This window comes from Dietzia sp. Cai40, assembly GCF_014145165.1.
Taxonomy (GTDB): Bacteria; Actinomycetota; Actinomycetes; order Mycobacteriales; family Mycobacteriaceae; genus Dietzia; species Dietzia natronolimnaea.
In genome coordinates, this window is the sequence record NZ_JAALEB010000107.1 from 1 (window position 1) to 11,017 (window position 11,017).

Annotated in this window: 12 protein-coding genes; 7 read left to right on the forward strand and 5 right to left on the reverse strand. The window is 62.7% G+C overall.

All coding sequences use genetic code 11. The annotated features are described in order from the left end of the window. Window positions 1-325: dioxygenase (locus G6022_RS05110; protein ID WP_277819479.1), on the reverse strand; the 325-nt coding region annotated here is incomplete at its 3' end. A 129-nt stretch (window positions 326-454) separates the two neighbouring features. Then, window positions 455-1,471: an IclR family transcriptional regulator C-terminal domain-containing protein gene (locus G6022_RS05115; RefSeq protein ID WP_182640224.1), complete on the reverse strand. Its 1,017-nt coding sequence runs from the start codon at window positions 1,469-1,471 to the stop codon at window positions 455-457. Between the two features lie 300 nt (window positions 1,472-1,771). Between G6022_RS05115 and G6022_RS05120 the strand changes: the two genes are divergently transcribed. From G6022_RS05120 to G6022_RS05150, 7 genes are all read left to right on the forward strand, one after another. Then, window positions 1,772-3,037, forward strand: coding sequence for an aromatic ring-hydroxylating dioxygenase subunit alpha (locus tag G6022_RS05120; protein WP_347238150.1), 1,266 nt, complete (start codon window positions 1,772-1,774; stop codon window positions 3,035-3,037). Then, window positions 3,034-3,633: an aromatic-ring-hydroxylating dioxygenase subunit beta gene (locus G6022_RS05125; RefSeq protein ID WP_182640222.1), complete on the forward strand. Its 600-nt coding sequence runs from the start codon at window positions 3,034-3,036 to the stop codon at window positions 3,631-3,633. The genes G6022_RS05120 and G6022_RS05125 overlap by 4 nt, the downstream gene beginning before the upstream one ends. 1 nt (window position 3,634) lies before the next feature. Next, a complete protein-coding gene (locus G6022_RS05130) occupies window positions 3,635-3,940 on the forward strand; it encodes a hypothetical protein (protein ID WP_187701174.1) in 306 nt (101 codons plus the stop codon). Then, window positions 3,937-4,680 (forward strand): type 1 glutamine amidotransferase, encoded by a 744-nt coding sequence (locus G6022_RS05135; RefSeq protein ID WP_182640221.1) that lies wholly within the window; start codon window positions 3,937-3,939, stop codon window positions 4,678-4,680. The genes G6022_RS05130 and G6022_RS05135 overlap by 4 nt, the downstream gene beginning before the upstream one ends. Next, window positions 4,673-6,184: a glutamine synthetase family protein gene (locus G6022_RS05140; RefSeq protein WP_182640220.1), complete on the forward strand. Its 1,512-nt coding sequence runs from the start codon at window positions 4,673-4,675 to the stop codon at window positions 6,182-6,184. The genes G6022_RS05135 and G6022_RS05140 overlap by 8 nt, the downstream gene beginning before the upstream one ends. A gap of 75 nt (window positions 6,185-6,259) precedes the next feature. Continuing rightward, window positions 6,260-6,580, forward strand: coding sequence for a 2Fe-2S iron-sulfur cluster-binding protein (locus tag G6022_RS05145; RefSeq protein WP_182640219.1), 321 nt, complete (start codon window positions 6,260-6,262; stop codon window positions 6,578-6,580). Beyond that, window positions 6,577-7,842, forward strand: a complete 1,266-nt coding sequence (locus G6022_RS05150; protein ID WP_182640218.1) for an FAD-dependent oxidoreductase — start codon at window positions 6,577-6,579, stop codon at window positions 7,840-7,842. Before G6022_RS05145 ends, G6022_RS05150 begins: the two co-directional genes overlap by 4 nt. Window positions 7,843-8,101: 259 nt before the next feature. Here the strand turns inward: G6022_RS05150 and G6022_RS05155 are convergent, their stop codons facing one another. The 3 genes from G6022_RS05155 to G6022_RS05165 all read right to left on the reverse strand — a co-directional run bounded on the left by G6022_RS05155 (window position 8,102) and on the right by G6022_RS05165 (window position 10,676). Beyond that, window positions 8,102-9,025, reverse strand: coding sequence for a hypothetical protein (locus G6022_RS05155; protein ID WP_182640217.1), 924 nt, complete (start codon window positions 9,023-9,025; stop codon window positions 8,102-8,104). A 137-nt stretch (window positions 9,026-9,162) separates the two neighbouring features. Further along, complete coding sequence (locus G6022_RS05160; protein WP_182640216.1) at window positions 9,163-9,492, reverse strand: Lsr2 family protein; 330 nt, start codon at window positions 9,490-9,492, stop codon at window positions 9,163-9,165. Window positions 9,493-9,959: 467 nt separating this feature from the next. After that, window positions 9,960-10,676: a DUF3800 domain-containing protein gene (locus G6022_RS05165; protein ID WP_119699253.1), complete on the reverse strand. Its 717-nt coding sequence runs from the start codon at window positions 10,674-10,676 to the stop codon at window positions 9,960-9,962. Window positions 10,677-11,017 lie beyond the last annotated feature (341 nt).

Here is an 11,017-nt window from a genome sequence, read left to right on the forward strand (position 1 = left end):
GCACGTAGTACGGGCCCTCGATGGAGCCCTTGGTGCCGGTGAAGATGCGGCTGTTGGAGTCCTCGATGAAGTGCTCCAGGAACACGTCGAGCCACAGCGGCCACTCGCCGCCCTCGCCGACCTCGATGAGCCACTGCTTGAGCACGCGGTACTCGTCGTAGGTGACCTCGTGCTCGTAGATGACCTCGGACAGCTTGGTCAGGACATCCTTGTAGATGGCGGCGGCGCGCTCCGGGCTCGTGTCGGACGAGAAACGGACGCCCTTGAACTTGTCAGTGGCGGCGGAGCCGGAGCCGGCGGCGGTGGGCACTGCGGTGCTGGGCATGATTCTCCTCGTCGTTCACGAATAATATGGCATGCGTCACAATCGACAAGGCGATAGTGGCTGTGTCCGCAAGCATCCGAAATGCGAGGGGTCCAGATTCCACGAAGAGGAACAGGCGTCCCTCTCGTCTCAGGCGAGCTTCTGTTCCAGGTCCCTCTTCGCCTTCTCGAGTGATTCCCGGTACCGCGGGATAACTGTCGGGTTGAAGCGGTAGCTGGGGAGCGCGATACCGAGCGCTAGCACAGGGCGCTGGAGGGTGTCGCTCGCAGCTACGGCCAGCCCGCTCACGCCCTGGGCGCCTTCTTCGAAGTTCGTCTCGTAGCCCTTGCGGCGAACCACGGACAGTCGACGCTTCAGCGACCGGATGTTGGTTAGGGGAGAGTTTCTCCAAGGGGGGAACCCGCCCTTGTACAGGTCCTCAACGTGCGGATTCGTCAGGCTGGATAGCAGGGTCCTCCCCCCAGCGGTGGTGTAGGCCGGCACCCGCCGCCACTTGTCATGGGGCACGGCGTCGTCTGCGGCTCCTTCGATGCCGTGCACGAGCCGAACGTAGGGCCCCTCCGGCATCCACACGTGGATGGTCTCTCCGGTGTCATCACGGACTGCCGCGGAAACCGCGCTCAGAGCGGTGAGAATGTCGGACACCGCTAGAGGGCGCACGTTAGTCGCCAACGAGGGGCCGGAGCGATACCGCCTGTCCGGAAGCTGGATCGCCATACCTTCGAGGACCAGCGACCGAAAAATACGATGCGCAGTCGAGGGCGCGACGTCCAGCACTTCAGACGCGTCTTTGACTGACAGGACACGCCCCGCGGAGAGCAGGCGCAGCAACAGCAGTGCCCGGTGGACCGAAGTGAGAGGGGACGCCTCAGCGCACTCGATGGGGGCCACACCCGTAGGAAGGTCACGGCCCACGCCGCGATACCGACCGCGGTCGTCCTTGAGCGCGAATCCGCCGAAGTTGAGCGCGCTCAGGAGTCTGTGCGTGGCAGTGGGTGACCCGCCCACGATGACCGCTGCTCCCCGAACGGAAAGCGAGTCGTGCTCCTCAAGTGCCCGCAGCAATCGGCACGCTCGTCGGACCGAATCGACAGCGCCCGCTCCCGAATCCGACTCGCGCCAGGCAGTGCCCATCATCTTCCTCATGCTTCAGGTCTGTACGAACAGTGTTGAGAGGTTTGGGCCACAGTATCCGTTGTCGTATCGACTAAGTCGAGACTCGTTCGCTGCAATTCCGCGGCGTACCGCTAGGCGGAATACTGACTCCGCCCTCTTCATTTGTGGCCCATATAACTGCACTGTCGACAGTGTTCAGCGCCCCCTCGGCGGCGCCTGGTCACGGCCTCGGGGCCGCTCAACAGGAAGGTAGGCATGAACACTCAGGATGCCCAGACGCGAAGTGCGTTCTCGCCGCGCACCAGCTCACCAGAAGAGCTGCGGTCCCTCGTGCAGGACGAACGCGTCCATCGGACCCTCTACACCGACCAGGAGATCTTCTCAGAAGAGATGACCGCGATCTTCGGTGGAAAGTCGTGGGTTTATCTCGCCCACGAGTCGCAGGTGCCGGAACCCAACTCATTCCTGTCGATCCGGATGGGTCTCCGCCCAGTCATCGTCACCCGGGATCGGCACGGCGAGCTGCACGCGGTTTTCAATCGATGCACTCATCGCGCAGCGACGGTGTGTCGCGAAGAGAGCGGAACCGCGAAGAGTTTTCAGTGTCCGTACCACGGATGGACGTTCCGCAATACCGGCGAGCTGGTGGGCGCCCCGTGGCCCCAGGGATACGGAGCGGACTTCGACAAGAAGGATCACGGACTCCGTCGCGTGGCACGAGTCGAAACGTACCGGGGGTTCATTTTCGGGACCCTCAACGAGGATGCGCCCTCGGTCTCGGAGTGGCTCGGTCATGCGAAGCCCTGGCTCGACTACTGGGTAGACCGAGCCCCGGAAGGCGAGGTGAAAGTACAGAACGCAGCTCACAGAATGGGGTACCGAGGCAACTGGAAGCTCGCGTACGACAACGCCGGGGACGGATACCATCCGTCGTTCTCGCACAGGTCCCTACTCGAGATGGCCTCTCGTATGGGGGACAGCAAAGACATGGCCTACTTCGGCAGGACGCCGGACAGCGGTCCGATGCGTTCCTACCTCCTGGGCAACGGTCACAGCGTTCTCGACCAGCGGGGCAACTATGAGGGCCCGGGCAGCTTCTGGGAGAACCAGCGCCCCCAGCCCGGCCGGGAGCACTTCGAGGAGCACATCAGGAAGAGCTACCCCGACCGTGCCGACGAGCTGCTCGATCTCTGTGTCGGGTCCCAGATCAACCTCAACATCTTCCCCAACCTGCTCATCATCGGCAATCAGATTCAGGTAATCGAACCGCTGGCCGTCGACCGGACCCAACTCACCTGGAACGCCACCAGCATCGGCGGGGTTCCGGAGGAGGTCAACACGATGAGGATGCGTACTCAGGAGGACTTCCCCGCCTTCGGTGAACCTGACGACCAGGCGAACTTCGAAGAGGTTCAGAGAGGACTCTCCGCCCCCGAGGAGGAGTGGATCCTCATGAATCGTGGTCTCAATGTGGAGAACTGGCAGGAGATCGACGAGAACGGAGTGGTCTCCAGTGCCATCACCGACGAGATGCACATGCGCCAGTACTACGACGAGTGGCTGCGCATCATGACGGACGAGGAAGTGAAGCGATGAGTGCGCAGATCCCAGCGGAGTTCTCCGACACGTCCCGGTTCTCCTACTACGTGCAACCGGATTTCTACGATGAACTGAACCGGTTATCGATCGCGTTCAAGCAGGACTGGCCCGAGTGCGACATGGAGACGTTCGCTCGCGTCCAGGGCTTCCTGTCTCGAGAAGCGCTCCTCGTCGACAATGCGCGGCTCAACGACTGGCTTGAACTCTTCGTCGACGACTGCCTGTACTGGGTGCCGATCACCGCTGGTGCAGGGGACCCGAGGTACCAGGTCTCGCACGCTTTCGACGATCGCCGCCGGCTGACCGACCGGGTGTACTGGCTCCGGACGGGACTGGCGTTCAGCCAGCTACCGGCTTCTCGCACCCGAAGGCTCATCACCAACGTCGAGGCCACGCTTGACGAAGAAACCGGCGCGCTCCTGGTGCGGTCCAACTTCGTCATCTACGAGTTCAGGGCGGGCGTCACGAAAACCTACGCCGGGTGGTACGCACACGTGCTCAGAGACCTTGGGGGAACACTGCGAATCCAGATGAAGCAGGCCAATCTCCTGGACTCCGAGCAAGTGCACGAGAACCTCACGCTGGTGTTCTGACATGGATTCCGACTCCACACTTCCAGTGAACGAGAGCCCTTCCGCCCGGATCGAGAGTCTCGAATCGCGGTGTCAGGGTCTCGAGAACAAGGTTCACAGACTCGAGCGCCAGCTCGCAGCCCTTTCCCCGCTAGTCAAGGCGACCAAAGGCCTCCATTTCTGGGATTTCTCGGTCTACGAGGCGCGGCCGGACGCAAGCTGGCTCGCCGTCGACCGAGACGAGGCATCCGGTCTGTTGAGCGCACTTGCAGAGGTCGACCACTGGGAGCCGTGGGATACCCGTATAGAACCGAGGCCGCAGTCATGAAACCCATCGCGATCATCCGTCACGCTGCTGAGACCGGGCCAGGACGGCTCGCCGAGGTGGCGGATCGTAGGGGCCTCCCCACCGCTCTCTACGAGCTCCACCGCGGAGACTCCCTCCCCCCACTCGAGGAGGTCTCCGCAGTGGTCGCGCTCGGTGGTCCCCAGAGTGCCTACCGCGTTGATGAGCATCCGTATCTACTGGAGGAGGAGGATTACCTCCGCGGCGCAGTCGAGCAGCGCACGCCCGTGCTGGCGATTTGCCTCGGGTCACAGGTTCTGGCACGGGCCCTGGGTGGTGCCGCCGAACCTGGCGCAACCGGTTTGGAAGTCGGCGTGATCGACGTGGAGGCGCTTCCGGGGGGTCACGGATTCTCGGGTCGGTACCTCTCGTTTCACTCGGATGCCGCTGTTCCACCGCCTGATGCCGAGATCCTTGCGACCTCGGACCGATACATCCAGGCCTGGCGGATCGGCTCAGCGCTGGCGATCCAGTTCCATCCGGAGATGACCCTGGCTGGCATGGACACGCTGCTCCGGCTCGAAACCGAGAAGCTCGAAACGTACGGCATCGACGTCGCCGAAGTCCAGCGCGAAGTCCACGAGTACTTCGACCACGACTCGCACTTCGCATTCACCCTCCTCAACCAATGGTTCGACAGTTGGGGCGCCCCGTCGTCCCCGGTCGAACCCGTCACCTCACGTCCCACCCACTCCCTCACAAAGGAAACTCTCGATGACTAATACCGTGATCCGCCCCAGCGCAGCGAAGTTCATCGAGCGCCACGACCTCCACACGATGGAGCAACTCGACGCCGCCGAGCACTCCCGGATGCTCGTCAAGGAGCACGGCATCGAAGTGATCCGGCTGGTCTGGCCCGACCAGTACGGTCAGCTGCGTGGGAAGGCGCTCACCGTGCCCGCCTACTTCAGCGCACTCGAAGCGGGCAACGCGATCACGATGGCGCCGTTCTTCTTCGACACCGCCGATGCCATCGTGCTTAACCCCTTCAGCCCGGACGGCGGCTTCGACATCGACGGAGTCGGCGGCAGTCCGAACGTCACCATGGTTCCCGACCCGGGCACCTTCACCCTCGTGCCCTGGGCGTCGCGGACGGCGGTCGTTTTCGCTGATCTGTACATGTCCGATGGCCGTCCTTTTCCCCTCGCGCCCAGGACGATCCTGAAGAAGGCGCTGGCGCAACTGGCGGAGAATAACCTCGCCATCAAGGTCGGGGTCGAGATGGAGTGGTACCTGACCCGAATCGTCGACGATCTGCTCGAATCGTGTTCGCTCGGTTCCCCGGGTACCCCGGCCGATCCCCCGAAGGTGGCCCCGGTCGCACGTGGCTACAACTACCTCCTCATCGACCATCTCGACGAGATCGAGGACGCCCTCAAGCCCATTCGCGATGCCACGCTGGCGATGGGACTGCCGCTACGCTCCTTTGACGACGAATGGGCGCCTAGCCAGGTGGAGACGACGTTCGACGTCCTCGAGGGGCTGCACGCCGCCGACGCCGCCGCACTGTTCAAGATGACGGTCAAGCAGGTCGCGAAGCGGAACGGCTACCTGACCTCGTTCATGTCCACCCCCGCGATCGAGGGTTTCTACGCCAGCGGGTGGCACCTGCACACGTCCATCGTGGATGCAGGAACCGGCCGCAACCTGATGGTTCCCGGCGAAGGAGAGCCCCTCTCCGAACTCGGACAGCACTACGTGGGCGGGACTCTCGCCCACGGCGCCGCGGCTTCGGTGTTCACCACGCAGACCATTAACGGCTACCGTCGCCGGCGTCCGTATTCGCTGGCCCCGGATCGCATGACGTGGGCGTTCGACAACAGGGCAGCGATGATGCGTGTCATCAGCGCTCCCGGAGACCAGGCCTCGCACGTCGAGAACCGTGTCGGCGAGTCCTCGGCCAACCCTTATCTCTACCTGGCGTCCCAGGTGGCGGCCGGCTACGACGGCATCGTCAACAGAACCTCTCCGGGGCCCCTCAGCGAGGACCCCTACAGCGCAGAGGTGCCCCAGCTCCCCACCTCCCTCGCCGAGGCCGTTGACGTCCTCGAGGCGGACAGCTTCTACAGGTCCGCTTTCGGCGACGTGTTCATCGATTACCTCGTGACGATGAAGCGAAGTGAGGTGTCCCGGTACGAGGCGTGGGTCGCCGAGAACCCGGACGAGTCCACCTACGTGAACGGCGTCACCGACTGGGAGCACCGCGAGTACTTCACCCAGTTCTGACCGATACCGACCGCGTGCGGGGGCGCCCACCGCCCTAGGGCGCCCCCGCCGCACCACTCTCCGAGGGTTACTGCAATGCCAAGAATCAATTTCACCGTCCCCGACGGGTCCATTCAGACTGTGGAGGCCAACGAGGGCTCGTCCGTCATGGAGACCGGCGTCCGATTTGGGGTTCCCGGCATCGTCGCCGAATGCGGTGGAGCACTCGCGTGCGCCACCTGTCACGTCTACGTCGACGAAGAGTTCCTCTCCGCCGTGGGCGGGCCGGACGACTTCGAGGACGAGATGCTTGACGACGCGGAGAGCCCGAGGGCGGAGAACAGCCGTTTGTCCTGCCAGATCCGTATGTCGCAGTCCCTCGACGGACTCTCTGTGACGGTGGCGCCGGAGCAATGAGAATCGACGAAGTGTATACGCGATCGACCGGAGTGCTGGTTGTCGGAGCCGGAGAGGCCGGCGTGAACCTTGCGCTGGCGCTTCGCGGCGGCGGATACGAGCCCGCCATCCTGGTGGTGGGGAACGAACCGGACCCCCCATACAATCGGCCTCCCCTGTCCAAGGACTTTCTCAACTCCCTGGTCACGGAGGAGGACCTGAGCCTTCGGGAACCTCAGCTGTACCGCGAGCAGAGGATCGATGTCCTTTCCGGGACCGAGATCGTCGCGCTTGAAGTGGGTGACGCTGGCAGCGGCTCAGCCGAAACCACCGAAGGGTTCATCCATTTCGATCGTGTGGTTCTGGCCACCGGCGCGCGTGCGCGTGAACTGCCTGTACCCGGAGCCCAGCTCGACGGCGTTCATTACCTCCGGGATCTCACCGATGCCCGCCGGCTACGGCACGACCTGGACAGGGCCGAACGGGTCGTCGTCATAGGCGCAGGCTTCATCGGCCTCGAGGCGGCCGCGGTTGTCAACGCCCGCGGGATCCCCGTGACCGTTGTCGGGAGGGAGGAGCGAGTGCTCGAGAGAGTCGGCTCAGCACCACTCTCCGAGTACCTGGTCGCCGCACACGAAAGCGCCGGCGTCGACTTTGTCATGGGCGCGCAGGTGAGTGAGTTGACCGGCGCGGAGGGACGCGTGACGGGCGCCAGGCTCGCCGACGGGCGCACCTTGGCCGCGGACCTGGTGATCGCGGGGATCGGTGCGGTCCCCAATACCGAACTCGCGCGTTCGATCGGCCTCACCTGCGAAGGGGGCATCGTCGTAGACCGACGTTGCCGTACCAGCAACCCCCACGTCCTCGCGATCGGTGACTGTACTACAACGGCCCACCCACACCGTCCGGATTCACTGTTGGCGCTTGAATCGGTTCAGAGCGCGATCAACCAGGCCAAGGTCGCCGCCATGGAACTTCTCGGCGGGGAGGAAGCCGGTGAGACCGTCCCATGGTTCTGGTCGAATCAGGCGAGTCTGAAAATACAGATTGCGGGTGTATCGCACGGTTACGAGCAGGCCGTGGTCAGGACCTCGGAGAAGGATTCCGGACTCACCGTTCTCTACTATCTCGATGGACAGCTCATCGCTGGTGACTGCGTCAATCGACCGTCAGAGTTCTTAGCGATCAAACGCGCCCTCGCCAAGAACATGACGATCGATCCCTCTCTGGCCGTAGACGTTGCTACTCCCCTGAAGAAACTCGTCTCGCCACGTACGGGTTAGACGCCGATTCTCGCTTGGTTTTGCGGAACCCTCGGCTGCGCCTTCGAGGAAGTCATCCTCGCCGGTGAGGCGCCTCACAGGTTGCTGGGTCACCGGTGGGGGAACCCTATCCGAAAGACTGAGGTGGGGCAGCGGTGAAAAGGTCACGCTCCGCATGGACCTGGGGGTATCGGGAAGACCCGCTAAAAGAAGAGAAATTCGTGACCCGGACGCCAGCATGTCATAAGGTCTGATTACCGGCGGATTCGAGTTGGGCTCTTCAGGTTGTCGCGGTGCCGGTTTCCCTCTCTGATTGGAGCCGAGAGCGCATTTCGTATAGTCGCTCACCGGATTCGCTATGCCAACATTCCCATCCTGGAAAGCTGCCGTGGCCGACGACTTCGGTCGCTGCAGTGGAAAGTGATGAGACGATTTTTCCCGTCGACAGTTGGAGTCTGCCATCCTCTTCGACGGTGATCTGATGGGTTTCCCCACTGCGAGGACGAGTCCAGGAGAGGGTCTCTCCGCTTCGGAGCATTCCGGCTTTGAGCAGGTCTAAAACAGACACGCTGAACGACCGTCGCGGTCCTGTTATCGCAGGTTGGAGTGGCCGAGTATTCATGACGGTCTGACCGGCAGCGTCGAGTCTTCCTTCTCGATCGACGTCGAGGTACCTGGTGTTGTCGGAGTCCTCATAAATGCGCACTGAAAGAACGACGAGGGGCAACCCGTTCTCACGCAGGTAGGTCAGCGCGGAACGAGTCCGCTCGTGGAAATTTTCGGCAACCAGAACTACTTGAGGTGTAGTGGCAATTGGTACAGGTTGATCCGTTTCGGTGAACTCCTGCCAATCTCCCCAGAATTGATCGGTACCTTGCGAGTACAGAGTCGCGACTTCTTGAACGTTGGTTGACCGCGCCCACCCTGCGTACTCGAGAACCTGGGCAAGCTGCTGACGGTCGAGGTCTCGTTTAACTTCGACGACGATAGGTCGGCCTGCTTCGTCCAGTGCCAGGATGTCTGGGATGCCGCTGTCGGGAAGGCGGGGTTGTCTAGCAATTCGGAATACCGATGTGTCTAGAAGATCGTCGAGGTTGTTCCAAAGTAGGTTCTCGATGTCCTTTTCGTACAGTCCTTCGCTGGGGGTGTACTGGGTGAAGGTCACCAGGTTGTCGTCTGGATCAGTGATTCGAAAGAGTGCCATAATGATCCTTTTGGTGCTGAGGTCGAACGATGCTCAAGAGTTGATTCCCCCGAGGATGAACTCCTCGTCGTGGGATCTTTCGGATTTAAGTCACGTAGATACATCTGCTCCATTCGCCTCAGGTCGGCGCGCGGAGGCTAATTCGCGCCTGCGTAGGCGTCCATGATGTCGGCGGGGATGCGTCCGCGGTCGGAGACGTCATAGCCGTTGGCGCGTGCCCACTCGCGTACCGCTTTGGTGTTGCCCCCGCCTGAGCGGGCGCGGGATGTCTTGGTTCGGGTCCCGGTCACGCGTCGGCCAGCCTCGATGTACGGAGCGATGGCTTGCCGGAACGCCTCGGCGTTCTCGTCAGAAAGGTCAATGGAGTATTCCTTGCCGTCGAAGGCAAACGAAATAATGTTGGCGGTTTCGCCGAGATCGGTCCCGTCAAGATCGTCGATATAGCGGGTCTGAAAATGCTGAGCCATCGTTATCCCTTTCGTTTGTCGTGGCATCAAGTATGCCCACGGGCCTGAACTCATGACCGTCAACATAATCGGTGTCACAACGCAAACGTGGCTTCGCATCGGGTGAATCGGCTATAGCGCACGTCGCGGCCAGCCGGCCACGTGTCATCCTGGGGGCTGGGTGGTTTCGAGTTCGCCGCTTACGGCCCGGCTATGCATAGTTTGCGCGAGCAAGTCGCCAGTGAGTGCCCACACCATAGGCGGGCGAGCGGTGTTTTCACCGTCCTGACCTGCTAGCTTTACAGAATATAAGTTATCGGCGTTAACATACTGCCGGGTCTGGGTGGTTTTGCGGCGCCTTGTGGCGTGGTGGATCCTATGGCGCAAACTCGTGCGGATCGGTGGCGGCGCGGTACACTAGAGGCACAACGGGCCGGATACCGGAACGTTGCCTGCCGAGGGCTCCCGCGAGGGGGCCCTCGTTTTATTTAGGGCATCCAGGTTCGTTGCCGGTGGGTGTCTTGGTAGATCAGGTGGGCGAGCTTGTCGGTGACGGCTTGCGCTCGGGGGTGCTGATTGCGGACTGCTTGGGCCCGGTGGTGGATGTAGACCGCCATGTCTACGGCCTGTAGGCCGGGTGTGTGGCGTGAGTCGGCGAAGTTGATGGGCGCGGAGATGTACTTCAGGCGGCTGGGTCGGTAGCCGCCGGTGCCGAGGTCCTGGTAGGCGCTGAACTGGTCTTGGTGCTCTGCGCTGGTGGCGATCTCGTCGGCGACGACGATCGCTTGCTCGCCGGCGCCGTGTCGGGAGGTGTAGTCGTCGATCTGCTCGAGTAGGTGTCGGAAGACCACGGTGTGGGGCTGCTGCGGGTACCGGTAGCGGGCGTTGAGGCGTCTGACGTCGACGCCTTCGAAGAGGTAATGCACGCCCGCGTGCTGGGCTGCCTGTAGGACGGCGGTGTAGAGGCCGGCGGCCTCGCGGTGTTTGCCGCGAAGGGTGGCCCACTGCCCCACGCCGCCCATGATCTCGTGCCCATGGAACTCGGCTGCGGGATCGGTCCCGTGTTGCGCGGAGGTCCGCTCGGCGATCTGGGCGTAGAGCCGGTGGAGCTGTTCCCATTGGTCGTAGTCGGCGATCGCCGCCCCGATGTAGTAGAGCTCCTGGTCGTAGGACTCGTCGACATAGGCGATCAGCACGTGATCCATCGTCTCACCCGACTGTGACGGGTTCGCGCGGCACCGACTGCTGTGGCCGAGGCTCCCCTCGACCCTCGCCGTCCAGATGGCGGTTCTGTGACGGCGAGTTCGGCGACCGCTTCGGGGCGCACCGGCGCGACGGGCTGGTTTCAGTAGGGCGCATCCGGTAACGTCGGTAACCGGAAACAGTACCGGTTACCAGTTACCGCAAAGGAAAAGGGGTTGTCGTGTCGACGTCGGAGAAGATCGCCAGGGCCTATGGGGTGATGGTCGCGCGTGGGGACAAGGTCACGGTGCGGGCGGTGCAGCGCGAAGCGGGGGTGCGGATCGGCGAGGTGGCGGCGTGGATG